We start from the raw sequence: 24,056 nt of genomic DNA on the forward strand, positions 1-24,056 counted from the left end.
AATTTTACAAAACACGACGCTGTCCCGATCTCCACCCGCGGGGGCCCGGCGAGGTGCGCGGGGCGGCCGGGCGGTGGCTCGCCGCCCGGGGCAGGGGCGGTGCCGTACGGGACCCCGTCCTGCTGCGGCACCTGCTGTGGAGCGCCGTGACGTCGGGACTGCCGGTCCAACTGCACACCGGCGGGGCCGGTCCGGAGCCGCTGACCGGGTTCGTACGGGCCACCGCGGGCCTCGGTACGCGGCTGGTGCTGCTCGGCACCTACCCGCACCACCGGCAGGCGGCCCGGCTCGCGGCGGCCCACCCGCACGTGTACGCCGACCTCGGCCCCGATCCGGCGCGCACGGGGGCCCGGGCGGCCGCCGTCCTGGCGGAGCTGCTGGAGCTCGCGCCGTTCGGGAAGCTGCTGTTCTCCAGCGGAGGTCGAGCGCTCCCCGAACTCCACGCGGTGGGCGCCCTGGTGTTCCGCGAGGCGCTGGGCCGGGTCCTGGGCGGCTGGGCCGCCGACGGCTCCTGGTCCCGGCGGGACGCGGACCGGGTCGCGGGGATGCTCGCGGCCGGCAACGCCCGCCGGGTCTACCGGTTGGACGAGCGGGGCTGACCGCCCCGCCCGTCGCGCCGGGAACCCGTCAGACGGTCGAGAGCTGCGGGTCGCCCTGGGCGGGGACCTCCGCGTGCACCGCGGGGCGCTCGCGCAGGGAGAGGGCCACGCGCAGCACCGCGATCCACACGAGGCAGGAGCCGAACATGTGCGCGGCGACGAGCACCTCGGGCAGCTCCGTGAAGAACTGCACGTAGCCGATGGCGCCCTGGGCCAGCAGTACGACCAGCAGGTCGCGGGCCCGGGCCCGGGTGTCGGTGGGGGCGTCCACGACGCGCAGCACCAGCCACATCGCGACCGCGAGCGCGCAGACCAGCCAGGCGGCGATGGCGTGGACGTGGGCGGTGGTCGCCCAGTCGAACGGCATGCGCGGCACTTCGCTGCTGTCGCCGGCGTGGGGACCGGAGCCGGTCACCACGGTGCCCGCCGCGATCAGGACGAACGTGGTGGCGACCAGCGCCCAGGACAGCTTGCGCACCGGGGCGGGAACCCGCGGCTTGGGGGCGCCGTCGCCCTCGCGGGCGCGCTGCCAGGTGAGCGTGGTCACGGTGATCAGCGCGGTGGCGAGCAGGAAGTGCCCGGCCACGCTCCACGGGTTGAGCTTGGTGTGGACGGTGATCCCGCCGAGCACGGCGTTGCCGCACACGACCCAGAACTGCGCCCAGCCGAGCTTGGTCAGCGACCGGCGCCAGGGCTTGGCGCACCGGGCGGCCAGGATGCACCAGCCGACGGCGGCGCTGACCACGTAGGTCAGCATCCGGTTGCCGAACTCGATGGCACCGTGGATGCCCTGGGCCTGAGTGGTGATCAGGCTGTCGTCGGTGCACTTGGGCCAGGTGTCGCAGCCGAGACCGGATCCGGTCAGCCGCACCGCCCCACCGGTGATGACGATGACGACGGTCATGACGAGCGCGGCGAGGGCGGCTCGCTGGACGATCCGGGGTGAGGGCGTCCAGCGGGCGGCGAGGTAGGCGAAGGGATTGAACACGCCCCCATCGTAGGCCGCGCCTTGTGCAAAGTTTCACGAGGGGGTGGGTGCCGCCGCGTCCGGGCCGATGACCAGGCGGAACCGGGCGCCGGCCGGGTCGCCCTCGGTGTGCCACCAGACGCGCACGCACCAAAGGCCGCTGTCGCCGGGGTAGTCCGGCGACTCCCTGAAGCCGCGGACGAGTTCGCCCGCTACGTCCTCGGCCGTCCGATTCCGCACGTCTGCCCCGTCACGCCAGGGATGTCCCTGTACATTCCATAGTCCGTCGGCGCCGCGCACGTCGACGCGCCACACGGCCCGCCAGGGCGTGACCTCCAACATCGTGGAGACCTGTTCGACCTCCAGCCCCAGCCGGGCCGCGATCTCCGGACCGGGCACGCCCTGGATCCGGGCGGCCACCACGGCCTGAGGCAGCAGCCGTTCGGGCAGCAGTCCGTCGGCGCGCAGCCGGGCGAGGGAATCGAAGGCCAGGAAACGCAGCCGCAGTTCCAGTTGCCGCCCGATGTGGTCCAGGGCCTCCTCGGCCTCCTGCGCCTCCTCCGTACCGGGCGCGGCGAGCAGCAGCGCGCGGAAGCCCGCCTCGGCGTCCACCGCCCATGCGACGGCGTCGGCCGCGAAGCCCAGCTCCGCGAGCCGGTCGCCGAGGAAGACCTTGGCCTGGGCGAGCCCCCGGCGGTTGACCGGGTCGTGCTGGTCGAGACCGGCCCACACCTCGACGGCGGCCCGGGTCAGGTCGCGGGCGCGTTCACCGGCCGCCCGTTCCATCGCGTTGGGGCCGTTCTCGGAGCCCGTGCCCAGCGGGTGGCGCGGCAGGCGGTCGGCGTCGCTCAGCGGCCAGGCCAGCCAGACGCCCTCATTGATCAGGCCCCGGGCGTACCACCGGGCGTACTCCGGCGCGTGTCCGGCGGCCTGCTGCCCGTGGTGCAGCCCCTCCTCGATGGCGGCCAGTGCCCCGGCCCGGTCCCCGGCCGCGAAGCGGCGCGCCGCGAGGTCGCCGAGGCGCAGCCCGAGCCGGGCGGCGCACTCGGCGTCCGTCCGGGCGGGTTCGCGGAGCGCGCCGATGAGTTCGCCGAGCAGCCGCTCGCTCTCGACGGGGTCCGCCAGGGCGGCGCCCGACCGGATCCGTGCCCACTGTTCGTCCAGCCGCAGAACGGCTTCCCGCTGCGCCATGCCCGCCCCCGGCATCCTGGTCGTGCGTCGCTGATGTGTGGAGGCGCTCATCCTCCTGCCAGGCCAACGCTCAGGGGAAGGGATTCACTCCCAGCGGAAGGTGCGGGCCGCCGCGCCCAGGCCGAGGACGGCCCAGCCGGCCAGGACCGCGAGGTCGGTCCAGGGCAGCGCGGCCCCGTGCTGGAGCACCTCGCGCAGCCCGTCGGAGAGCGCGGAGATGGGCAGCAGCCCGAGGACGGACTGGACCGCTCCGGGGAACTTGTCCAGCGGGACGATCACCCCGCCGCCGACGAGCAGCAGCAGGAACACCAGGTTCGCGGCGGCCAGGGTCGCCTCGGCCTTGAGGGTGCCGGCCATCAGCAGCCCGAGGCCGGAGAAGGCGGCCGTGCCCAGCAGGACCAGGGCGGCCACCGCGAGCGGGTTGCCGTGCGGGGACCATCCGAGGGCGAAGGCGATCACGGTCAGCAGCGCGATCTGGAGCACCTCGGTGACCAGCACCGACAGGGTCTTGGCGGCCATCAGGGCCCAGCGGGGCAGGGGTGAGGCGCCGAGCCGCTTGAGGATGCCGTAGCGGCGGTCGAAGCCGGTGGCGATGGCCTGGCCGGTGAAGGCGGTGGACATGACGGCGAGGGCGAGGATGCCGGGGGCCAGGAAGTCGACGGACTTCTCGGCGCCGTCCGCTCGAATGGGCACGGTGATGATGTCCACGGAGGAGAACAGGGTCAGCAGCAGCGCCGGGATGATCACGGTGAGCAGCAGCTGTTCGCCGTTGCGCAGCAGCATCCGGGTCTCCAGCGCGGCCTGCGCCAGGATCATCCGGGACACGGGCGCGGCCCCCGGCCGGGGGGTGAACGTACCGGCGCTCATGCGCGCAGCTCCTTGCCCGTGAGTTCCAAAAAGACGTCTTCCAGGGTGTGCCGCTCCACCGAGAGGCTGCTCGGCATCACCCCGTGCTGGGCGCACCAGGAGGCGACGGTGGCCAGCAGCTGGGGGTCCACGTCGCCGGTGACCCGGTAGGAGCCCGCCGTCAGCTCGGCGGCCTGGGTGCCGTCGGGCAGGGCCTTGAGCAGCGAGGCGAGGTCGAGGGAGGGGCGGCCGGTGAAGCGCAGGGTGTTCTCGGCGCCGCCGCGGCACAGCTGGTCGGGGCTGCCGTGGGCGATGACCCGGCCCGCGTCGACGATGGCGACCTCGTCGGCCAGTTGCTCGGCCTCGTCCATGTGGTGGGTGGTGAGGACGACGGTGACCCCGTCGGCCCGCAGTTCCCGTACGAGGTCCCAGGTCGCGCGGCGGGCCTGGGGGTCGAGGCCGGCGGTCGGCTCGTCGAGGAAGACCAGCTCGGGGCGGCCCACGACGGCCATCGCGAGCGCGAGGCGCTGCTGCTGGCCGCCGGAGAGGCGCCGGTAGGGGGTGCGGCCGCAGCCGCCGAGGCCGAGGCGGTCGACCAGGACGTCCACGTCGAGGGGGTGCGCGTACAGCTTGGACATGTGGCGGAGCATCTCGACGGCGCGGGCGCCGGAGTAGACCCCGCCGGACTGAAGCATGACGCCGATCCGGGGGCGCAGGGCCTCGGCCCGGGCGACGGGGTCGAGGCCGAGGACGCGGACGGTGCCCGCGTCGGGCCGGACGTAGCCCTCGCAGGTCTCCACCGTCGTCGTCTTGCCCGCGCCGTTCGGACCGAGAACCGCGGTGACCGAGGCGCCGGGGACGGTGAGGTCCAGGCCGTCCACCGCTGTTTTGGGGCCGTACCGCTTCACCAGTCCGCGGATCTCCACGGCGGGGTCGTTGCTCATGGGGGTCGAGTCTACGGAGCGCGGGGAGGGGTCCTTGGTCCCGGGGGTGGCGGGGTCGGGGGTCCGCCGGTAGGTGACCTTTTCGGGCGTTCGGGGCCCTGCCGCGGCCCTGGCGTCGAATGGTGAACAGCATCGCTCAGAACGTCGAAGCCACCTCCGGGCAGGCCGCGCACAAGGCCCACGACCTGGGACATCCGCCGCGCTACTTCGTTTCCGCGATGCTGGCGGGCGCGTACATCGGCATCGGCGAGGTACTGCTGCTCGTGGCGATCTCGCCGTTCGTGGCCAAGGGCTCGGCGGCGGTGAAGCTGCTGGAGGGCGCGGTCTTCCCGGTGGCGCTGACCATCGTCATGTTCGCCGGGGCCCAGCTGTTCACGAGCAACGTGATGGTCATGCTGGTCGGCGCGCTGTCCGGGCGGACCGGGCCTCGGGACCTGTTCGCGTCCTGGGGGCTGTCGCCGGCGGGGAACCTGGTCGGCGCGTTCGTGTTCGGGGCGATGGTGCACGCCTCGGGGGTGACCTCCTCGCCGTCCGCGCGGGCGATGCTCACCGAGATGGTCCACGCGAAGACGGAGCTCGGCGGCGGTCAGCTGTTCTGGCGGGCGGTGCTGTGCAACATGCTCGTCTGCCTGGCGATCTGGATGTTCACCCGGGCCCGCGGGGACGCGGCGAAGATTTTCGTCCTGTGGCTGCCCGTGGCCGTATTCGTGGCCGTCGGATTCGAACACTGTGTCGCGAACATGGCTCTTTTCAGCCTGGCGATCCTGGATGGCCCAGTCGGTTTCGGTGACCTTTTCCGGAACTTGATGTTTACCGTTCCCGGGAACATCGTGGGCGGGGGCTTGCTGGTGGGAGCCGTTTGCTGGTTCACCGGCGGTGCTCACCGAGAGCGCGGAATCATGGGGTCCGATTAACTCTCCGTAGACAAATTAGGTAACCCTTAGTGATGGATGCCACCAGGAGTGGCGTCCATCACGGCTTGTCGTCGCTCGGTTAATTACGCAACAATGGCGTTGTGAAATACGGCGAACGGACGATCGAGACCCCCCAGGGGGAACTCGTGACCGGGGAGCGGTCAACCCGCAACCGGGTCGCGCGCTCCATCCTGGACCATGGTCCGTCCACCGTCGCCGACCTCGCGCAGCGTCTGGGCCTCACTCAGGCCGCCGTGCGCCGCCACCTCGACACGCTCGTCGCCGACGACGTGGTCGAACCCCGTGAGCAGCGTGTGTACGGCGCACGCACCCGGGGTCGGCCCGCCAAGGTCTTCGCGCTCACCGACTGCGGCCGCGACGCCTTCGACCAGTCCTACGACACGCTCGCCGCGGACGCCCTGCGCTGGATCGCGCAGGCCGCCGGCGGCGGGGAGCCGGGGGAGGCGGCCGTGGCCGCCTTCGCCAGGGCGCGGATGGAGGCGCAGGCGGAGCCCTACCGGGAATCCGTCGAGGCGGCCGCACCCGCGGACCGCGCCGAGGCCCTTGCCAAGGCGTTGACCGCGGACGGGTACGCTGCTACGGCGAAGAGCGCTCCCGGTCCGCACAGCGGTGAACAGCTCTGTCAGCACCACTGCCCGGTCGCGCACGTCGCCGAGCAGTTCCCGCAGCTTTGCGAGGCGGAGACCGAGGTCTTCTCCCGCCTGCTCGGGACGCATGTGCAGCGCCTCGCCACGATCGCCCACGGCGACGGGGTGTGCACGACGTTCATTCCGCGAAGCGCCACACAGACCGACACATCAGTATCTGCAAGTACGGCCGGGAGGAACCCCGCATGACCACGGAGACTGCTCACCCTGAGCTCGATGGCCTCGGCACCTACGAATACGGCTGGGCCGACTCCGACGCGGCGGGCGCCGCTGCCAAGCGGGGCCTGTCCGAGGACGTCGTCCGAGACATCTCGGCGAAGAAGTCCGAGCCGGAGTGGATGCTGAACCTCCGCCTCAAGGGCCTCAAGCTGTTCGGCAAGAAGCCCATGCCCAACTGGGGTTCCGACCTCTCGGGCATCGACTTCGACAACATCAAGTACTTCGTGCGTTCCACCGAGAAGCAGGCCGCTTCGTGGGAGGACCTGCCCGAGGACATCAAGAACACGTACGACAAGCTCGGCATCCCCGAGGCGGAGAAGCAGCGCCTCGTCGCCGGTGTCGCGGCCCAGTACGAGTCCGAGGTCGTCTACCACCAGATCCGCGAGGACCTGGAGGAGCAGGGCGTCATCTTCCTCGACACGGACACCGCGCTCAAGGAGCACCCGGAGCTCTTCCAGGAGTACTTCGGCACGGTCATCCCGGTCGGCGACAACAAGTTCGCGTCGCTGAACACCGCGGTGTGGTCCGGCGGCTCCTTCATCTACGTCCCCAAGGGCGTGAAGGTCGACATCCCGCTCCAGGCCTACTTCCGCATCAACACGGAGAACATGGGCCAGTTCGAGCGGACGCTGATCATCGTCGACGAGGACGCCTACGTCCACTACGTCGAGGGCTGCACCGCCCCGATCTACTCCTCGGACTCGCTGCACAGCGCCGTGGTCGAGATCATCGTGAAGAAGGGCGGCCGCTGCCGCTACACGACGATCCAGAACTGGTCGAACAACGTCTACAACCTGGTCACCAAGCGCGCCGTGGCGTACGAGGGCGCGACCATGGAGTGGATCGACGGCAACATCGGTTCCAAGGTCACCATGAAGTACCCGGCCGTCTACCTGATGGGCGAGCACGCCAAGGGCGAGACCCTGTCCATCGCCTTCGCGGGCGAGGGCCAGCACCAGGACGCCGGCTCCAAGATGGTCCACATGGCGCCGTACACCTCCTCCAACATCGTCTCCAAGTCGGTGGCGCGAGGCGGCGGCCGCACCTCCTACCGAGGCCTCGTGGAGATCGGCGAGGGCGCCCACGGCTCCAAGTCGAACGTGCTCTGCGACGCGCTCCTGGTCGACACCATCTCCCGCTCGGACACGTACCCCTACGTGGACGTCCGCGAGGACGACGTGTCCATGGGTCACGAGGCGACGGTCTCCAAGGTCTCCGACGACCAGCTCTTCTACCTGATGAGCCGCGGTCTGACCGAGTTCGAGGCCATGGCCATGATCGTGCGCGGCTTCGTCGAGCCGATCGCGCGCGAGCTGCCCATGGAGTACGCGCTGGAGCTGAACCGGCTGATCGAGCTGCAGATGGAGGGGTCGGTCGGATAGTCCCGACCGCCCGACCGTCCCGCAGACATTCTTTGACGTAGGAAGAGAGCACGAAGACAGCCATGGCTGAGGCTCAGAACATTCCGGCGGGTTCCACCACCGCCGGCGCGATCGCGGTGGCCGCCGAGTCCACCGTCGCCACCCGGATGAGTGCGCCCCCGTCCTTCGACGTGGCCGACTTCCCGGTTCCGCACGGCCGCGAGGAGGAGTGGCGGTTCACCCCGCTCGCCCGCCTCAAGGGTCTGCACGACGGCACCGCGGTCGCCAACGGCACCATGAAGGCCCAGATCGACGCGCCCGAGGGCGTGACGATCGAGTCCGTCGAGCGCGGCGACGCCCGCATCGGCAAGGCCGGCACCCCCGTGGACCGGATCGCCGCCCAGGCGTTCTCGTCCTTCGCCAAGGCCACGGTCGTCACCGTGCCCAAGGAGGCCGTGCTGACCGAGCCCGTGCGCGTTTCGCTGCACGGCGAGGGCGGCACCACCTTCGGCCACACCGTCTTCGACGTCCAGGCCTTCGCCGAGGCCGTCATCGTCATCGACCACACCGGTGACGGCGTGCGCGCCGCCAACGTCGACTTCCTCGTCGGCGACGGCGCCAAGCTGACCGTCGTGTCGGTCCAGGACTGGGACGACACCGCCGTCCACGTCTCCCAGCACAACGCGCTGGTCGGCCGCGACGCCACCTTCAAGTCGATCGTGGTCACCTTCGGCGGCGACCTCGTACGCCTGCACCCCCGCGTCACCTACGCGGGCCCCGGCGGCGAGGCCGAGCTCTTCGGCCTGTACTTCACGGACGCCGGCCAGCACCAGGAGCACCGCCTCCTGGTCGACCACAGCGCCCCGCACTGCAAGTCGCACGTGGTCTACAAGGGCGCGCTCCAGGGCCAGGACGCCCACGCGGTCTGGATCGGTGACGTGCTCATCGAGAAGACCGCCGAGGGCACCGACACCTACGAGATGAACCGCAACCTCGTCCTCACGGACGGCGCGCGCGTCGACTCGGTGCCGAACCTGGAGATCGAGACCGGCGAGATCGTCGGCGCCGGCCACGCCTCCGCGACCGGTCGCTTCGACGACGAGCAGCTGTTCTACCTCCAGGCCCGAGGCATCCCGGCCGACGAGGCCCGCCGCCTGGTCGTGCGCGGCTTCTTCGCCGAGCTCGTCCAGCAGATCGGTGTCGACGACATCGAGGAGCGCCTCCTCACCAAGATCGAGACCGAGCTCCAGGGTTCCGTCTGATGAATTACGTCAAGGCCTGTGCGCTGAGCGAGCTGGAGGCGGACACCCCCAAGCGGGTGGAAGTCGACGGCACGCCGGTGTCCATCGTCTCCACCGAGGGCGAGGTGTTCGCGATCAACGACATCTGCTCGCACGCGAACGTCTCGCTCTCGGAGGGCGAGGTCGAGGACTGCATGATCGAGTGCTGGTTGCACGGGTCGGCCTTCGACCTGCGCACCGGAAAGCCGTCCGGTCTGCCCGCGACGCGCCCCGTACCCGTATACCCCGTAAAGATCGAAGGGGGCAACGTCCTTGTCGACGTACGCGCCTCCCTCACCCAGGAGTCCTGAGGTATCCATGGCAACGCTTGAAATCCACGACCTGCACGTCTCCGTCGAGGCCGAGAACGGCGCCCGCGAGATCCTCAAGGGTGTCGACCTCACGGTCAAGCAGGGCGAGACGCACGCCATCATGGGCCCCAACGGCTCCGGCAAGTCCACGCTGGCGTACTCGCTGGCCGGTCACCCGAAGTACACCATCACCGGTGGCACCGTGACCCTCGACGGCGAAGACGTCCTGGAGATGTCCGTCGACGAGCGCGCCCGCGCCGGCGTCTTCCTCGCCATGCAGTACCCGGTCGAGGTCCCCGGTGTCTCGGTCTCCAACTTCCTGCGCACCTCCGCCACCGCCATCCGCGGCGAGGCCCCCAAGCTGCGCACCTGGGTGAAGGAGGTCAAGTCCGCGATGGAGCAGCTCAACATGGACCCGGCCTTCGCCGAGCGCAACGTCAACGAGGGCTTCTCCGGCGGCGAGAAGAAGCGCCACGAGATCCTCCAGCTGGAGCTCCTCAAGCCGAAGATCGCGATCCTCGACGAGACCGACTCCGGCCTGGACGTCGACGCGCTGCGCATCGTCTCCGAGGGCGTCAACCGGGTTCGTGAGAGCGGCGAGGTCGGCACCCTGCTGATCACCCACTACACGCGGATCCTGCGCTACATCAAGCCCGACTTCGTCCACGTGTTCGCGAACGGCCGCATCGCCGAGTCCGGCGGCGCCGAGCTCGCGGACCAGCTGGAAGCCGAGGGCTACGACAAGTACGTGAAGGGTGGCGCGACCGCGTGACACAGCTGCCTGGCCTCCTCGACATCGAGGCGATCCGCAAGGACTTCCCCCTGCTGGATCGTGTGGTCCACGACGGGAAGAAGATCGTTTACCTGGACAACGCGGCGACCTCGCAGAAGCCGCGCCAGGTGCTCGATGCGCTGAACGAGTACTACGAGCAGCACAACGCCAACGTCCACCGCGGCGTGCACGTGCTCGCCGAGGAGGCCACGGCGCTGTACGAGGGCGCGCGCGACAAGGTCGCCGCCTTCATCAACGCACCGAGCCGCAACGAGGTGATCTTCACCAAGAACGCCTCGGAGTCGCTCAACCTCGTCGCGAACATGCTCGGCTGGGCCGACGAGCCCTACCGGGTCGATCACGACACCGAGATCGCCATCACGGAGATGGAGCACCACTCCAACATCGTCCCGTGGCAGCTGCTCTCGCAGCGCACCGGCGCGAAGCTGAAGTGGTTCGGCCTCACCGACGACGGCCGGCTCGACCTGTCCAACATCGAAGAGGTCATCACGGAGAAGACGAAGATCGTCTCCTTCACGCTGGTCTCCAACATCATGGGCACGGTCAACCCGGTCGACGCGATCGTCCGGCGCGCGCAGGAGGTCGGCGCGCTGGTGCTGATCGACGCCTCGCAGGCCGCTCCGCACATGCCGCTGGACGTCCAGGCCCTCGGAGCCGACTTCGTCGCCTTCACCGGCCACAAGATGTGCGGCCCGACCGGCATCGGCGTCCTGTGGGGCCGCCAGGAGCTGCTGGAGGACCTGCCCCCGTTCCTCGGCGGCGGCGAGATGATCGAGACCGTGTCGATGCACTCGTCGACGTACGCCCCGGCCCCCCACAAGTTCGAGGCCGGTACGCCCCCGATCGCCCAGGCCGTCGGCCTCGGCGCGGCCGTGGACTACCTGACCGCGATCGGCATGGACAAGATCGCCGCGCACGAGCACGCGATCACCGAGTACGCGGTCAAGCGCCTCCTGGAGGTGCCCGACCTGCGGATCATCGGCCCGACGACGGCCGAGGACCGCGGCGCGGCGATCTCCTTCACGCTCGGGGACATCCACCCGCACGACGTCGGCCAGGTGCTCGACGAGCAGGGCATCGCCGTCCGCGTGGGACACCACTGCGCGCGTCCGGTCTGCCTGCGGTACGGAATTCCCGCGACGACGCGGGCGTCTTTCTACCTGTACTCCTCTCCTGCCGAGGTCGACGCGCTGATCGATGGGCTGGAGCACGTACGGAACTTCTTCGGATGACGACGAGTCGGACGACAAGAGGCTGACGAGGACGCTGTGAAGCTGGATTCGATGTACCAGGAACTGATCCTGGACCACTACAAGCACCCGCACGGGCGTGGCCTGCGCGACGGCGACGCCGAGGTGCACCACGTCAATCCGACGTGCGGGGACGAGATCACGCTGCGCGTGAAGTACGACGGGCAGACGCTCACCGACGTCTCCTACGAGGGCCAGGGCTGCTCCATCAGCCAGGCGAGCGCCTCCGTACTGAACGAGCTGCTCGTCGGCAAGGAGCTGGCGGACGCGCAGAAGATCCAGGCCGTGTTCCTGGAGCTGATGCAGTCCAAGGGCCAGATCGAGCCCGACGAGGCCATGGAGGAGGTGCTGGAGGACGCGGTCGCGTTCGTCGGCGTCTCCAAGTATCCGGCGCGCGTGAAATGTGCTCTGCTGAGCTGGATGGCGTGGAAGGACGCGACCGCCCAGGCACTGGGCGGCGACGCGGAGAGGAAGACGGCATGACCGAGAACGCGACGCCCGAGGCGTCGATCAAGCCGGCCAGCGAGGAAGAGGTCCGCGAGGCCCTCTACGACGTGGTCGACCCCGAGCTGGGCATCGACGTCGTCAACCTGGGCCTGATCTACGGCATCCACGTCGACGACGCGAACATCGCGACCCTCGACATGACGCTGACCTCCGCGGCCTGCCCGCTGACCGACGTCATCGAGGACCAGGCGAAGTCGGCGACGGAGGGCATCGTCAACGAGCTCCGCATCAACTGGGTCTGGATGCCCCCGTGGGGCCCGGACAAGATCACGGACGACGGCCGTGAGCAGCTGCGCGCGCTCGGCTTCAACGTCTGAGCGACGGACACCAGGAGGGCCCCCGGCACGGTCGTGCCGGGGGCCCTCGCTGTTCCCGCGCCTGTTCCCGCGCCGGGGCGGGCGGGCTGTTCTCCGGGCGGACAGGCACCGTGCACCGGGAGTTCGCCGCCGTGGCCGAGCCTTCTCGACGGCCGTCACGCAGTGACGCAGCACACGAGAGGAACACCTGTGACCCTTCGCCTCGCACCGGGACGCCGCTTGGGCACCGCCGGAGCCGCCGGCGCCGCGGCCCTGCTCCTGGCCGGACTCACCGCGCCCGCGTCCGCGCACGCCGCGAGCGGGCCCGCGCGGGACTGGGCCGCCCCGACGATCGCGCTGTCCGCGACGCACCTGAGCGGCGCGGTGGGCGCCTTCGGCGACCCGGCCGTCACGGTGGACGTGGAGCAGCAGGGCATGCCGGCCGGTTTCCTGCGGCTGAGGGTCGTCTCCTCCAGCAACCCGGCCGTCGCGCGCGTCGGTGACGTACAGCAGGTGCGCACGCTGGACGGCGACCGCAGGCTCACGGTGACCGCCCGCGCCCAGGGCTACACCGACCTGACCCTGGAGGTCACCGGCCGCGGCGGGAAGACCGCCACGGCGACCCTCTCCTACGCTGCTTCGGCGCGGACGGAGAACGCGGCCGGGACCCGCTACCTCACCGGCTCCTCGGACGCCTCCGCCGCGGTGGACGTGGGTGGAGGTCACGTCCTGGTCGCCGACGACGAGTCCAACGTGATCCGTTTGTACGACCGGTCCCGCTCGGGCGGTCCCGTGAAGACCTGGGACCTCGGCCCGGCCCTGGGCTGGAAGAAGGAGGCCGACATCGAGGGCGCCGCGCGGGTGGGCGACACCGTCTACTGGACGGGCTCGCTCGGCAACAACAAGGACGGCAAGTACAAGGCCGAACGGAACACCGTCTTCACCACGCGGATCACCGGCTCGGGCGCGGCGACCGAGATCTCCTTCCGGGCCGCCTACAAGGGTCTGCGCGAGGACCTGGTCGCCTGGGACGCGGCGAACGGGAACCGCTACGGCTTCGCCGCCGGGACGGCGGCCGGGGAGGTGCCGAAGCAGATCGACGGCTTCAACGTGGAGGGCATGGAGTTCGCCCCCGGTTCGCAGACCACCGCCTACCTGGGCTTCCGGGCCCCGCTGGCCCCGGCCGTACCGGGCGGCAAGGCGCTGGTCGTGCCCGTCACCAACATCGACGAGGTCGTGGCGGACGGGGCCAAGGCCGTGTTCGGCCGTCCGATCGAGATGGACCTCGGCGGGCTCGCGGTGCGCGACATCCGCAAGAACGCCGCGAACCAGTACCTGATCCTGGCCGGCTCCTGGGCGGCCGACGACAACTCCGACCCGTACGCCCTCTACCAGTGGGACGGGGTGGCGGGCCACGCCCCGAAGAAGCGCGCGGACCTGCCGACCGGGGACCCGGGCGGCTGGGAGGCCGTGGTGAACGTCCCCGACCTGCGGGCGCGCGGGGCCCGCGTCCAGCTGATCACCGACAGCGGCTCCGCCGACCTGTACGGCGACGGGACCGAGGCCAAGGACCTGGAGCACCCGGAGTGGAAGAAGGCCCGGTCGGCCTGGTTCACCCTGCGCTGACCCGGCCGGCGGCCACCCGTTCGTGTGTACGCACGTACGCATCGATGTGTACTGTTGTACGCATGCCCTACGTACTGCTCGCCGCGGCGATCGCCGCCGAGGTCGCCGGCACCACCGCCATGAAGTACAGCGACGGCTTCACCCGACTGTGGCCCTCCCTGGGCACGGTGCTGGGTTACCTCATCGCGTTCACGCTGCTCGCCCAGACGCTGAAGTCCATGTCGGTGGGAACCGCCTACGCGATCTGGGCGGGCGTCGGCACCGCGGCCATCGCCGCGATCGGCATGGTGTTCATGGGGGAGGCGGCCACCGCCGCGAAGATCGCCGGGATCGCGCTGATCATCGCCGGCGTGGTCCTGCTGAACCTGGGCGGGGCGGCGCACTGATGGTCGCCGGGACGCGCCGCTACGACCCGGACCGTCGGCAGCGGATCATCGACGCCGCGATCCGGGTGGTGGCGGCCAGGGGCATCGCCGGGCTGAGCCACCGCAGCGTCGCCGCGGAGGCGGACGTGCCGCTGGGCTCGACGACCTATCACTTCAAGACGCTGGACGACCTGTTGGTCGCCGCCCTGCGGCAGGCGAACGCCGATTTCGTCCTGGTGCCCGACGTGCGGGACGGGGACCTGGCGGGCGCCCTCGCCCGGCTGCTCGGCGAGCTGTTGGCCGCCGACCGGGGCCGGGTGGAGTTGGAGTACGAGCTCTACCTGGCCGCGCTGCGCCGGCCCGCGCTGCGGCCGATCGCGGCGCAGTGGTGCGGGGCGGTCGCCGCCGCCCTCGCGCGGCACACCGATCCGGTGACCGCGCGGGCGCTGGTGGCGGTGTTCGACGGGATCTGCCTGCAGGTCCTGCTGACGGACGTCCCGTACGACGAGGCGTACGCCCGCGAGGTCCTGTCCCGGGTGCTGGGCGGGGGCTGAGGCGGGACCGCGTCCCGGGCCCCCGGACCGCGCCCCGGGCGGGTGGGCTCAGGCGGCCCCGCGGGCCGCCGCCAGGGCCGCCGCCACGCTCGCCTCGATGTCCCGGACCGGGTAGAACACCTCGCGCACCGTCCGGTCGCGGTCCACCAGCAGCGTCAGCCGCTTGATCCGGGTCACCCCCGCCGCGCGGAACGTCGGCAGCCGCAGCGCCGTCACCAGGTCGAGTCCCGCGTCCGACAGCAGGGGGAAGCGCAGCCGCTCCTGCTCCGCGAACTCCCGCTGCTCGTCCGGGCGCTGGGTCGAGACGCCGTGCACGGTGGCGCCGGCCGCGGTGAACTCCGCGAGCTGGTCGCGGAACGTGCACGACTCCAGGGTGCAGCCCCGCGCGCCCGGGATCCCCGCCCAGTCGGGCGGGTAGGACTCCGACCGGGCGTACGCGCCCGGGAAGCAGTACAGGACGGTGAAGGGCGTGTCCGCGACCGGGTCGCGGAGCTCGCCGAACCGGTCGGGCAGCAGCAACTCGGGCAGTCGGGTGCCGCGCAGCGCGTGGACCCGTACCGCCTCCTTCGAGAATTCCCCCGCCGTCGCCGTCATCTCTCCCTCTCCCAGGACCCAGGTGTCACCCCAGTCCTGGAGGGCCACCAGGACGGGCAGCAGCCCCCGTCCGCGCGGGGTCAGCCGGTACTCGTGCCGAACCGGGCGCTCCTGGTACGGCTCGCGCGTCAGCACCCCGGCCTCGACCAGCATCTTCAGCCGCTCGGTGAGCACCTTGCGGGACATGCCGAGTTCGCGCTGGAGCTCGTCGAAGCGGTGCAGGCCGCGCGCGGTGTCGCGCACGATCAGCAGCGTCCACCAGTCGCCCACGACGTCGAGGGCCTGGGCGATGGAACAGTCCGCGTCGCCGAGGTGCGTGCGCTGGGCCATGGGTACTCCTTCGTCCGTTGACCCCAGGCTGTCATGCTGACATAGTCCGTTCCTAAAAGGAACTCACTCATGACGGGGAATGCTGGGGGTGCGGTGTGCCGCAGGGGTTCAAGGACGTGCCGAGGGTCGTGTGGCTGCTGGCCGCGGGGGTGTTCGTCAACGCCGTCGTCAGCTTCACCTTCGTCTTCGTCTTCCTCTACCTGACCGGCCCGCGCGGCCTCGGCGCCGCCGAGGCGGGCCTCGTCACCGGGATCGGGGGCGTCGGGCTGGTCGCCGGCAACTTCACCGGCGGCTGGTACGGCGACCGCTTCGGCCACCGCCGCGTCCTGCTCGCCGCCTCCACCCTCGGCGGCCTGACGCTCATGGCCTTCCCGCTGCTCACCACCCCGCTGCTGTACGCGGCCCTGCCGCTGGCCCAGTACGCCTCCGGCGTGGTCCGCGCGGCCAACGCTGCCCTGGTGGCCGTGACCGTCCCCGAAGGGAACCGCCGCCAGGCGTTCGCCGTCGTACGGTGCGCGGCCAACGGTGGTTTCACCCTCGGCCCGCCGCTGGGCGCCCTGGTCGCGAGCGGCCTCTCGTACGAGTGGCTCTTCGTCGGCGACGGCCTCGGCACCCTCTTCTTCGCCCTGTGGACCGCCCGGGCCGTACCCGCCCGGGGAGCCGTCCGTGAGGGCGCCGCGGCCCCGGACGGGGGTCTGGGCCGCGGCGTCCTCGCGGAACTGCGGGCCCGCCCAGCCGTGCCGGCGCTGCTCGCGGCGATCATGGTGGTGGACGTGGTCTACCGGCAGCAGTACTTCACCTTCCCCGTCTTCCTCGCCGACCACGGCCTCGACGTACGCGCCTTCGGCCTCGTCATCGCCCTCAACGGGGCCGTCGTCCTGCTGCTGGAGCTGCCCGCCGCCGTCGCCCTGCGCGACCGGCCGCCGCTCGCGGTCATCGGGACCGGCCTCGTCCTCGTCGGAGCCGGGTACGCGGTACTGATCGCGGGCGCCGGGCCGGCGAGCGCCATCACGATGATGGTGCTGCTGAGCCTCGGCGAGATCCTCTACAAGACCACCGCCACCGCCTACGTGGCCGACCAGGCCCCCGAACACGCCGTCGGCCGGTTCCAGAGCCTGTACGCGGGGGTCTCGGTCTGCGGCGTCGTCATCGGGCCCTCCGCGGGCGGCGCCCTCTACGCGGCCGCCCCGGGGCTGCTGTGGCCGCTGTGCGCGGCGCTCGCGGGCGGGGCGGGCGCGGCCGTCATCGGGCTCTCGCTGCGGCAGGCACGACGCGCCGCGAGACCGTCACATGAGACCGGTTCGCGACCGCGGGCCGTCGCCGGTTAGGTTTCGGGCATGACTGCTACGCGTACCACCGGCGCCGTCGCCGCCGGACTTGCCACCATCACCGCCGACGGCACCGTCCTCGACACCTGGTTCCCCGCCCCCGAGCTGGCCGCCGAGCCGGGCCCGGCCGGAACCGAGCGCCTCACCGCCGAGCGGGCCGTGGAGCTCCTCGGCGCCGCCGCGGCCAAGGCCATCCGCTCGGACGCGGTCCGCGGTGTCGAGGTCGTAGCCGTCCGCACGGTCATCGCCTCCCTGGAGGACAAGCCGCTCGACGCCCACGACGCGTACCTGCGCCTGCACCTGCTGAGCCACCGCCTGGTCAAGCCGCACGGCCAGAACCTGGACGGCGTCTTCGGCCTGCTGACCAACGTCGCCTGGACCTCGCTGGGCCCGGTCGCCGTCGACCAGGTCGAGACCGTCCGCCTGAACGCCCGCGCCGAGGGCCTGCACCTCCAGGTCACCTCGATCGACAAGTTCCCGCGCATGACCGACTACGTGGCCCCCAAGGGCGTGCGCATCGCCGACGCGGACCGTGTCCGCCTCGGCGCGCACCTCGCCGAGGGCACCACCGTCATGCACGAGGGCTTCGTCAACTTCAACGCCGGCACCCTCGGCACCTCCATGGTCGAGGGGCGCATCTCCGCGGGCGTCGTCGTCGGCGACGGCTCCGACATCGGCGGCGGCGCGTCCACGATGGGCACCCTCTCGGGCGGCGGCAAGCAGATCATCTCGATCGGCGAGCGCACCCTGATCGGCGCCGAGGCGGGCGTCGGCATCGCGCTGGGCGACGAGTGCGTCGTCGAGGCGGGCCTCTACGTGACCGCGGGCACCCGCGTCACCCTGCCGGACGGCCAGATCGTCAAGGCGCTGGAGCTCTCGGGCGCCAACAACATCCTCTTCCGCCGCAACTCGGTCTCCGGCGCCGTCGAGGCCCGCCCGTACAAGGCGGCCTGGGGCGGCCTCAACGAGGTCCTGCACAGCCACAACTGACCCTCGCGGGCCGGTACGCGCGGCGCCCCCCACCCGACGGGTGAGGGGCGCCGTTCGCGTGCCCGGTGCGCCCGCGGGGCGGGCGGGGTCCGGGGGAGGGGCGTCAGCGGAGCGGGATCCTGCGGATCAGGCCGGCGAAGGCCTCCCGCTCGGCCTCGGTCAGCTCCACCGACTCCATCGGGTGCGATTGTGCGCCGCGCTGGGCCGGGATGACCGGCAGGCCCTCGTGGGCGGCCGGCTCGGGGTGGTGGAAGCGGCTGTCCCACAGCATGTGGCCGAGGCCGACGATCCAGACGAGCGCGGCCACGAACAGGATCGCGAGGCCTATTTCCTGGGCGGGCGAGATGGAGGGGAACACGCGGTCCTCCGCGGGGTGCGAGCGGGACGAGCCGGTACGTACGGGTCGAAGATCGGGCGTGCGCATACTCAACCACCACAACCGGCCCATTCGGGAGAGATGTGGCGAGGCTCACGCCAGGGCCGAAAGTCCCCACTTGTCCCGCAATGCCGGCCGAGCCGCGCCCACCCGGCCGCGCCGTTCCCGCCCCGGAACGGGGGCAGGGGGCCCGGGCGGGACGGCGCCCGGGCCCCCTGCGGTCCGTGGGTGTTACGGGCGGAAGCGCAGCACCTGCGGGTCGTGGTCGCTGTTCTGCGCCGCGAACTCCGCGTTGATGTGCACGCTGTCGTACGTGAAGGTCTTGATCGCCGGGCTGGTCAGGATCTGGTCCAGCACCTGCGCGTTGCCCTGGTAGACGTAGGAGTACCGCTCCGCCTTCGGCAGCGACTTGATCGCCGGGTACAGCGCGCCGCCGTCCGCGAGGGCGTCCGTCGTGGCCGAGAACTCGAAGTCGTTGATGTCACCGAGGACGAGCACGTTGGCGTTCTTCTGCGCCGCCAGGACGTCCTTGACGAAACCGTTCACCGCCTGGGCCTGGAGCAGTCGCTTGGCCTCCGAGGAGCGCACCGGCGGCTGGTGGTGCGAGGTCAGGCCCTCGTCGCCGCCCTTCGAGCCGAAGTGGTTGGCGATCACGATGACCGGCTTGCCCTTGAAGGAGAACTCGCCCGCCAGCGGCTTGCGGCTGTCCGCCCACGCGGGGTTCGCCGGGTCGACGCGGCCGGGGGAGCGGGTCAGCGCGGCCTTGCCGTTCACCGTGGTCACGCCGGTCGCCGTCACCGCGTCGCCCGGGGCGCGCTCGGTGAAGGAGACCCGCGCCGGGTTGAAGAGGAACACCTGACGGATGTTGCCGCCGGGCTCGCCGCCGTCCTTGTTGTTCTCCGGGTCGATGGTCCGCCACTGGTAGGCCGGGCCGCCGGCCGCCGCGATGGCCGCCGTGAACTTGGTCAGGGTCTGCTCGGCCGATACGACGCCGTCGTTCTTGGCGCCGTTGTCGTCCTGGATCTCCTCCAGGGCCAGGATGTCCGGGGAGGCGAGGTTCTCCACGACGGCCTTGGCCAGCGCGTCGAACTTCTCCTGCGGGTCGGTCGGGTCGAGGTTCTCGACGTTGTACGTGGCCACCGCGAGCTCGTTCGCGGCCTGCGCCTTGGTCTTCTCGGGGGCGAGGGTGCCCGCCTTGACGGTGCCCAGGGTGCGCGCCACCAGCGTGTAGCCGCCGAACTGGTTGAAGTCCAGGGGGCCCTCGGTGGTGCCGGTCAGCTTGTCGCCGACGTTGGCGACCGGGAAGGGCTGCTGCGCGACGGGCGCGAGCTGCTGGATCTGGAGGCGGCCGGTGTTCTGGGACTCGTACGAGCCGTAGACCGTCCCGCCGCGCTTGGCGGCGTTCTCCCAGCCCTTCACCGTGACCCACAGCTCGGAGTACGGGTCGGTGGCGCCGACGACGCGGGAGGTGCCGATCTTGACGTTCATGCCCTCCAGCGACTCGTAGAAGTCGAGCGCGAAGCGCGAGGGCTCCAGGGCCAGGCCGTTGATGCTGCCACCGGCGGCGGTGTCGCCGCCCGGGGCGTACTCGGCGGGGACCGTGTACTCGTTGATGGCGGTGGCCCGGGGCAGCGCGTTGCCCGAGGAGACCACGGTGACCGTCGGCTTCGAGATCTGGGTGGCCGACTGGTTACCGGAGTTGACGCCACCCGGGACGTACTCGCCGACCGTGCCCGAGACCTTGACCGCGTCGCCGACCGCGACGGTCGGGACCGAACCGGTGAAGACGAAGACGCCCTCGCTGGTCGCGTCGTCGTCGTCGGTGGCGTCGTCGGCGGACTGGATCCAGAAGCCGCGCGAACCGTACGTGCGCACGCCCGTGACGATGCCCTCGACGTCTGCGACGGCCTTGCCGTTGAGCGGGGATATCCGGGTCGTGCCCTGGATGTCGTGAATGCGTATCGGATCGGCGGACACGGCGCCTTCGGCCGCGTCGGCGGTACCGACGAGCAGGCCGGTGGCCAGCGCGGTGGCGACGAGGGCCGCGACGGCGGCGGAACGGGGATGCGAGGAGCGCATGGGCGGGAACTCCGGTGTGTGGAGGAGGTGGAGGGTGAACCCTGAGGGTCCCGATACATCTACGCGCGTCAATTTCCTGGGTGACCATCGACGTTGTCAAGGCCTCCAGGGGATACACCGGCTGACTGTGGGATGAACCAAAGGCGATGGCCCCCCGGAGCTGCCCGAATTGCGTCTACGCTGGGTCGCCGTACGAGGCCTGACGGCCCGGCACCGGCCCCGGAACGGGCCCCTGCGGGGGCTCGCCCGGGCGGGGCCGTCCCGTCGGGTCGCCGCCGCGTCGCATCACGTCCCTGTCCTGTCGAGCCACCGTCCTGCCGAGCCACCGTTCCGTCGAGTCACCGCCCCGCCGCTTCAAGGCCCCGTCGCCGCAACGTCCCACCGCTTCAACGCCCCACGTCCCGTCGTGTCCGAGGAGAACCACCCCATGTCCGCAGAGCCGCACCCCACGCTGCCGCCGGTACGGCTGCACTCCGATGCGGAGCTGGCCCGCGACGCCCTCGTCGCCCCGCTGTTCGCCCGTGCCGTCCGCCTCGCCCGCTGGGCCGGGCCCGACACCCGCGTCGATGTCGGCGGTGAACTCGTCGCCGACCAACTGCCCGAGGCCGCGGCCGTGCTCGGCCTCGACGCCGCCGACGAGGACGGCCCGGTCCACGCGAGCCAGGCCTGGCGGGTGGCCGTGGACACCGGGCTGGTCGACGTGACCGAACCCGAGGAGGACGCCGGCGACGGCGTCGAGGGCGGGGAGCCGGAGTACGGCACCGCCGCCCCGGGCGAGGACCTCGCCCTGCTGACCGGCGGGGCGCCCGGCGACGTGCTCGACCTGTGGCTGGCGGCCCTGGACACCGTCCTCGCGGACGCGGCCGTGCCCGATTTGGACGACCTCGTCGAGGCCATGGACGCGGGCGGTGAGATCGACTTCGACCGGCTGGACTGGAACCCGCAGCGCGAGGCCGACTTCCTCGACGGCGTCCTCGCCAACCTCTACCTGCTCAGCGTCGCCGAGGGCGGCGCGGGCGATGCGCCGGTGCCCCTGCCCGTGCTCGCCGCGTCGATGATCGTTCCCGACGACATGGGTGATCCCAGCGACGCCGTACTGGAGCAGGTCTCGGACGCGATGATGCGCCTCGACGACCAGTTCCGGCAGCTGGAGCCGATCGGGCTGGTCGAGTTCCGGCCCGTCGACGAGGCCCTGATGGTGGAAGCGGAGGAACTCCCCGACCACGAGGGCGCCGAGGCTCCCGCGGCGGCCGCGGCCGCGGACCCCGACGGGTGGGACGACGATGACGAGGACGTCTCCCGGTACGGCATGGTCCGGCTGACCCCGCTCGGCCTGTACGGCGTCCGCGCCCGCATGCTGGAGGCCGGGGTGGAGGCCCCCGCGATCGGAGAACTCGCCGACAAGGGCGCGGACACCCTCCTCGACACGGTCTCCTTCTACCCGGAGAGCGCCGCCCAGGCCGAGATCGAGCAGTGGCTGGCCGGCCGCGACCTGCCCGCGGCGGTCGCCGAACTGCTGGCCGCGGCCCGCGGGGTGGACGAGGGCGGCCCGCTGCGCCGGCTGCGCTGCCAGCAGGCGCTCGCCCCCGCCGGACCGGAGGCCGAGGCGGCCGTCCGTGCCGTGCTGGACGACCCGGAGCTCGGCGGGCTCGCCCGGGTCTGGCTGGCCGAACGCGGGGCGGTCGACGTACCGGCGCCGGACGGGACCATGGTGTTCTGGCTGACGGTCGACACGATCGCGGCGCAGCTCGCCGCCGACGGCGAGACAGAAGAACTCCCGCTGCTGATGCGGTCGTTGACGGAACACCACACCGGATTCTTCGACCAGGTCTGGCGGGTGGAGCACCCGGCGACGGCGTACGTCCTGGAGGCCATGGGTCGGCTGCACCCGGACAAGAAGGCGTCCAAGGAGGCCCGCAAGGCGGCGTTCAAGGCCCGCTCCCGGCAGCCCTGACCCGCAGGCTCTCGTTACGAGCCGCTCCGACCGGGGGACGCGTCCGGTGGTGCCTCCAGGGACCCACAACAGGCCGTTCCCCGGGTCGGAGTTCGCCATTTCGGGCTCTCTCAAGGGGACGTTCCCCATTTCTGGGTAGTTCAGCCGCCGTTCACGTACGGGCGGGAGCGTGTGCGCCGACGACCGTACGTCAGGCGCGCCACCTCCCCACTCCTGGAGACCCGATGCCCCTCAGTCGTAGAGACTTCACCACCCGCACCGCCCTCGCCGGGGCGGGCGTCGCCCTGACCGGAACGGTCGGCGCGCTCGCCACCGCCCCCGGGGCGCTGGCGGCCGGTGACGGAACGCGGCACGACGAGCAGGGCCGCCCGCACGGCCCCGGCTACGGCCCCCTCCTCCCGGACCCGGCCGGACTGCTCGCGCTGCCCGCCGGATTCACCTACCGGGTGATCACCCACAGCGGCGTAACCACCCTCGAATCCGGTGAGAGCACCCCCTCCAACCACGACGGCACGGCCGCCTTCGCGGGACACCGGGGCGTCACCCTCCTCGTCAACAACCACGAGCTGAAGGGCCCGCGCACGGGCTGGAAGCACCCCGTCCCGCTCGCCGAGGGCCTCGTCTACGACCCGGCCGCCGCGGGCGGCTGCACGGTCGTCGAGGTCCGGCGCGGCGGCGAGGTCGCCGAATGGGTGGGCATCGCCGGCACCTCCACCAACTGCGCGGGCGGCTCCACCCCCTGGGACACCTGGCTGACCTGCGAGGAGAACTCGGACCTGGCCGGCAGGAACGGCATGACCAAGGACCACGGGTACGTCTTCGAGGTCGACCCGTGCGACCGGCGGGCCAACCGCGACCCCCGCCCGATCAAGGCCTTCGGGAGGTACGACCACGAGGCCGTGGTCATCGACCCGCGCCAAGGTCACGCCTACCTCACCGAGGACGCCTCCGGCCCCAACGGGCTGCTCTACCGCTGGACCCCGCCGCACGGGTTCCGACACGGACGCGGCAGGCTGCGTACGCTCGCCGCCGACGCCGGAGTCCTCGCCGCCGCCAAGTGCTTCGACAGCTCGGGCCGCTTCGTGGACGACCTCTCGCGGGCCACGCGGATCGGCACGGTGTACGGGGTCGACTGGGTGCCGGTCGCCGACCGCGACGCCCGGACGGTACCGGTGCGCAAGCAGTTCGGCGACGGCGCCGTCACCCGGGGGCGCAAGCTGGAAGGCATGTGGTGGGCCGACGGCGGGGCCTACTTCGTCTCCTCGTACGCGCGGGAGGAGAGCCCGGGCGCCGCGCACGACGGCCAAGTGTGGTTCTACGACCCCAAGCGGCGGACGGTCCGGCTGACCGTCCTCATCGGGGTGAACGCCGACCCGTCGACCGGCGGCGGTTACGACGGCCCGGACAACATCACCGTGTCGCCGTACGGCGGACTGGTCATCGCCGAGGACGGCAGCGGCCTCCAGCACCTGTTCGGCGCCACGGAATCGGGCCGCACCTATCCGTTGGCGCGCAACGAGCTGAACATCGGGTCGGCCGAGGAGCCCGAGTACTCGGAGTTCACCGGGGTGTGCTTCTCCCCGGACGGCCGCACCCTGTACGCCAACATCCAGGACCCGGGCATCATGCTGGCCGTCACCGGACCCTGGCGGCGCGGGCGCTGAGACCGCCGCCGCGCGGCGGTCGAGGGGGCGGGCGGGGGTGGGCGCGGCGC

At 71.6% G+C, this 24,056-nt stretch carries 24 protein-coding genes; 17 read left to right on the plus strand and 7 right to left on the minus strand.

Features of this window, described 5'->3' with window-relative positions; all coding sequences use genetic code 11:
* The coding region (locus tag NOD94_RS16075) for an amidohydrolase family protein (RefSeq protein WP_348652334.1) at positions 1-599 on the plus strand (599 nt) is incomplete at its 5' end.
* A 28-nt stretch (positions 600-627) separates the two neighbouring features.
* Here NOD94_RS16075 and NOD94_RS16080 read toward each other — a convergent pair.
* From NOD94_RS16080 to NOD94_RS16095, 4 genes are all read right to left on the minus strand, one after another.
* Entirely contained in the window at positions 628-1,587 is a 960-nt protein-coding gene (locus NOD94_RS16080; protein ID WP_281206608.1) for a COX15/CtaA family protein, read from the minus strand.
* Positions 1,588-1,620: 33 nt separating this feature from the next.
* Positions 1,621-2,757 (minus strand): hypothetical protein, encoded by a 1,137-nt coding sequence (locus NOD94_RS16085; RefSeq protein ID WP_281206609.1) that lies wholly within the window; start codon positions 2,755-2,757, stop codon positions 1,621-1,623.
* Between the two features lie 84 nt (positions 2,758-2,841).
* Positions 2,842-3,624, minus strand: coding sequence for an ABC transporter permease (locus tag NOD94_RS16090; protein ID WP_281206610.1), 783 nt, complete (start codon positions 3,622-3,624; stop codon positions 2,842-2,844).
* Positions 3,621-4,547 carry an ABC transporter ATP-binding protein gene (locus NOD94_RS16095; protein ID WP_281206611.1) on the minus strand — a complete coding sequence of 309 codons (927 nt, stop codon included), beginning with the start codon at positions 4,545-4,547 and terminating at the stop codon, positions 3,621-3,623. Before NOD94_RS16095 ends, NOD94_RS16090 begins: the two co-directional genes overlap by 4 nt.
* A 122-nt stretch (positions 4,548-4,669) precedes the next feature.
* Here NOD94_RS16095 and NOD94_RS16100 point away from each other — a divergent pair, with 122 nt between their 5' ends.
* From NOD94_RS16100 to NOD94_RS16155, 12 genes are all read left to right on the plus strand, one after another.
* Complete coding sequence (locus NOD94_RS16100; protein ID WP_281206612.1) at positions 4,670-5,461, plus strand: formate/nitrite transporter family protein; 792 nt, start codon at positions 4,670-4,672, stop codon at positions 5,459-5,461.
* Positions 5,462-5,562: 101 nt separating this feature from the next.
* Positions 5,563-6,318, plus strand: a complete 756-nt coding sequence (locus NOD94_RS16105) for a MarR family transcriptional regulator (RefSeq protein WP_281206613.1) — start codon at positions 5,563-5,565, stop codon at positions 6,316-6,318.
* Positions 6,315-7,730 carry a Fe-S cluster assembly protein SufB gene (sufB, locus tag NOD94_RS16110; RefSeq protein ID WP_281206614.1) on the plus strand — a complete coding sequence of 472 codons (1,416 nt, stop codon included), beginning with the start codon at positions 6,315-6,317 and terminating at the stop codon, positions 7,728-7,730. The genes NOD94_RS16105 and sufB overlap by 4 nt, the downstream gene beginning before the upstream one ends.
* Positions 7,731-7,792: 62 nt before the next feature.
* Positions 7,793-8,971 (plus strand): Fe-S cluster assembly protein SufD, encoded by a 1,179-nt coding sequence (sufD, locus tag NOD94_RS16115; RefSeq protein ID WP_281206615.1) that lies wholly within the window; start codon positions 7,793-7,795, stop codon positions 8,969-8,971.
* On the plus strand, positions 8,971-9,300 hold the full coding sequence (locus NOD94_RS16120; RefSeq protein ID WP_281206616.1) for a bifunctional 3-phenylpropionate/cinnamic acid dioxygenase ferredoxin subunit: 330 nt from the start codon (positions 8,971-8,973) through the stop codon (positions 9,298-9,300). The genes sufD and NOD94_RS16120 overlap by 1 nt, the downstream gene beginning before the upstream one ends.
* A gap of 7 nt (positions 9,301-9,307) precedes the next feature.
* Positions 9,308-10,072 carry a Fe-S cluster assembly ATPase SufC gene (gene sufC, locus NOD94_RS16125; protein ID WP_281206617.1) on the plus strand — a complete coding sequence of 255 codons (765 nt, stop codon included), beginning with the start codon at positions 9,308-9,310 and terminating at the stop codon, positions 10,070-10,072.
* The gene (locus NOD94_RS16130; RefSeq protein WP_281206618.1) at positions 10,069-11,325 is read left to right on the plus strand and encodes a cysteine desulfurase; all 1,257 of its coding nucleotides are present in this window, start codon (positions 10,069-10,071) and stop codon (positions 11,323-11,325) included. The genes sufC and NOD94_RS16130 overlap by 4 nt, the downstream gene beginning before the upstream one ends.
* Positions 11,326-11,361: 36 nt before the next feature.
* The gene (gene sufU / locus NOD94_RS16135; RefSeq protein ID WP_281206619.1) at positions 11,362-11,826 is read left to right on the plus strand and encodes a Fe-S cluster assembly sulfur transfer protein SufU; all 465 of its coding nucleotides are present in this window, start codon (positions 11,362-11,364) and stop codon (positions 11,824-11,826) included.
* Positions 11,823-12,167, plus strand: coding sequence for a metal-sulfur cluster assembly factor (locus NOD94_RS16140; protein WP_053681645.1), 345 nt, complete (start codon positions 11,823-11,825; stop codon positions 12,165-12,167). The genes sufU and NOD94_RS16140 overlap by 4 nt, the downstream gene beginning before the upstream one ends.
* Before the next feature lie 189 nt (positions 12,168-12,356).
* Entirely contained in the window at positions 12,357-13,772 is a 1,416-nt protein-coding gene (locus NOD94_RS16145) for a DUF3616 domain-containing protein (RefSeq protein ID WP_281206620.1), read from the plus strand.
* Between the two features lie 62 nt (positions 13,773-13,834).
* Positions 13,835-14,158 carry a multidrug efflux SMR transporter gene (locus tag NOD94_RS16150; protein ID WP_281206621.1) on the plus strand — a complete coding sequence of 108 codons (324 nt, stop codon included), beginning with the start codon at positions 13,835-13,837 and terminating at the stop codon, positions 14,156-14,158.
* Positions 14,158-14,691 carry a TetR family transcriptional regulator gene (locus NOD94_RS16155; RefSeq protein ID WP_281206622.1) on the plus strand — a complete coding sequence of 178 codons (534 nt, stop codon included), beginning with the start codon at positions 14,158-14,160 and terminating at the stop codon, positions 14,689-14,691. The genes NOD94_RS16150 and NOD94_RS16155 overlap by 1 nt, the downstream gene beginning before the upstream one ends.
* Positions 14,692-14,739: 48 nt before the next feature.
* On the opposite strand, the gene NOD94_RS16160 is transcribed toward NOD94_RS16155, so the two are convergent.
* The gene (locus NOD94_RS16160; protein ID WP_281206623.1) at positions 14,740-15,615 is read right to left on the minus strand and encodes a winged helix-turn-helix transcriptional regulator; all 876 of its coding nucleotides are present in this window, start codon (positions 15,613-15,615) and stop codon (positions 14,740-14,742) included.
* 95 nt (positions 15,616-15,710) lie between these two features.
* Here NOD94_RS16160 and NOD94_RS16165 point away from each other — a divergent pair, with 95 nt between their 5' ends.
* Both NOD94_RS16165 and dapD read left to right on the plus strand, forming a co-directional pair.
* Positions 15,711-16,943 carry an MFS transporter gene (locus NOD94_RS16165; protein ID WP_281206624.1) on the plus strand — a complete coding sequence of 411 codons (1,233 nt, stop codon included), beginning with the start codon at positions 15,711-15,713 and terminating at the stop codon, positions 16,941-16,943.
* Between the two features lie 9 nt (positions 16,944-16,952).
* Complete coding sequence (gene dapD / locus NOD94_RS16170) at positions 16,953-17,933, plus strand: 2,3,4,5-tetrahydropyridine-2,6-dicarboxylate N-succinyltransferase (protein ID WP_281206625.1); 981 nt, start codon at positions 16,953-16,955, stop codon at positions 17,931-17,933.
* 103 nt (positions 17,934-18,036) lie between these two features.
* Here the strand turns inward: dapD and NOD94_RS16175 are convergent, their stop codons facing one another.
* Both NOD94_RS16175 and NOD94_RS16180 read right to left on the minus strand, forming a co-directional pair.
* Positions 18,037-18,291: a hypothetical protein gene (locus NOD94_RS16175; RefSeq protein WP_281206626.1), complete on the minus strand. Its 255-nt coding sequence runs from the start codon at positions 18,289-18,291 to the stop codon at positions 18,037-18,039.
* A 249-nt stretch (positions 18,292-18,540) separates the two neighbouring features.
* Positions 18,541-20,388, minus strand: a complete 1,848-nt coding sequence (locus NOD94_RS16180; RefSeq protein ID WP_281206627.1) for an endonuclease/exonuclease/phosphatase family protein — start codon at positions 20,386-20,388, stop codon at positions 18,541-18,543.
* Between the two features lie 427 nt (positions 20,389-20,815).
* On the opposite strand from NOD94_RS16180, the gene NOD94_RS16185 reads away from it, so the two are divergent.
* Both NOD94_RS16185 and NOD94_RS16190 read left to right on the plus strand, forming a co-directional pair.
* Entirely contained in the window at positions 20,816-22,342 is a 1,527-nt protein-coding gene (locus NOD94_RS16185) for a hypothetical protein (protein WP_281206628.1), read from the plus strand.
* 224 nt (positions 22,343-22,566) lie between these two features.
* The gene (locus NOD94_RS16190) at positions 22,567-24,006 is read left to right on the plus strand and encodes an alkaline phosphatase PhoX (protein ID WP_281206629.1); all 1,440 of its coding nucleotides are present in this window, start codon (positions 22,567-22,569) and stop codon (positions 24,004-24,006) included.
* Positions 24,007-24,056: the final 50 nt, after the last annotated feature.

Origin of the sequence: Streptomyces sp. Isolate_45, assembly GCF_024721315.2 — a bacterium.
GTDB lineage: Bacteria > Actinomycetota > Actinomycetes > Streptomycetales > Streptomycetaceae > Streptomyces.

What these genes read in the sequence shown, in the direction of transcription:
- NOD94_RS16180 (WP_281206627.1), bottom strand. Translation starts at nt 20,388, where the DNA reads ATGCGCTCCTCGCATCCCCGTTCCGCCGCCGTCGCGGCCCTCGTCGCC.
- NOD94_RS16190 (WP_281206629.1), top strand. Translation starts at nt 22,567, where the DNA reads ATGCCCCTCAGTCGTAGAGACTTCACCACCCGCACCGCCCTCGCCGGG.
- NOD94_RS16140 (WP_053681645.1), top strand. Translation starts at nt 11,823, where the DNA reads ATGACCGAGAACGCGACGCCCGAGGCGTCGATCAAGCCGGCCAGCGAG.
- NOD94_RS16155 (WP_281206622.1), top strand. Translation starts at nt 14,158, where the DNA reads ATGGTCGCCGGGACGCGCCGCTACGACCCGGACCGTCGGCAGCGGATC.
- sufB (WP_281206614.1), top strand. Translation starts at nt 6,315, where the DNA reads ATGACCACGGAGACTGCTCACCCTGAGCTCGATGGCCTCGGCACCTAC.
- dapD (WP_281206625.1), top strand. Translation starts at nt 16,953, where the DNA reads ATGACTGCTACGCGTACCACCGGCGCCGTCGCCGCCGGACTTGCCACC.
- NOD94_RS16150 (WP_281206621.1), top strand. Translation starts at nt 13,835, where the DNA reads ATGCCCTACGTACTGCTCGCCGCGGCGATCGCCGCCGAGGTCGCCGGC.
- NOD94_RS16085 (WP_281206609.1), bottom strand. Translation starts at nt 2,757, where the DNA reads ATGGCGCAGCGGGAAGCCGTTCTGCGGCTGGACGAACAGTGGGCACGG.
- NOD94_RS16160 (WP_281206623.1), bottom strand. Translation starts at nt 15,615, where the DNA reads ATGGCCCAGCGCACGCACCTCGGCGACGCGGACTGTTCCATCGCCCAG.
- sufC (WP_281206617.1), top strand. Translation starts at nt 9,308, where the DNA reads ATGGCAACGCTTGAAATCCACGACCTGCACGTCTCCGTCGAGGCCGAG.
- NOD94_RS16090 (WP_281206610.1), bottom strand. Translation starts at nt 3,624, where the DNA reads ATGAGCGCCGGTACGTTCACCCCCCGGCCGGGGGCCGCGCCCGTGTCC.
- sufD (WP_281206615.1), top strand. Translation starts at nt 7,793, where the DNA reads ATGGCTGAGGCTCAGAACATTCCGGCGGGTTCCACCACCGCCGGCGCG.
- NOD94_RS16095 (WP_281206611.1), bottom strand. Translation starts at nt 4,547, where the DNA reads ATGAGCAACGACCCCGCCGTGGAGATCCGCGGACTGGTGAAGCGGTAC.
- NOD94_RS16185 (WP_281206628.1), top strand. Translation starts at nt 20,816, where the DNA reads ATGTCCGCAGAGCCGCACCCCACGCTGCCGCCGGTACGGCTGCACTCC.
- NOD94_RS16120 (WP_281206616.1), top strand. Translation starts at nt 8,971, where the DNA reads ATGAATTACGTCAAGGCCTGTGCGCTGAGCGAGCTGGAGGCGGACACC.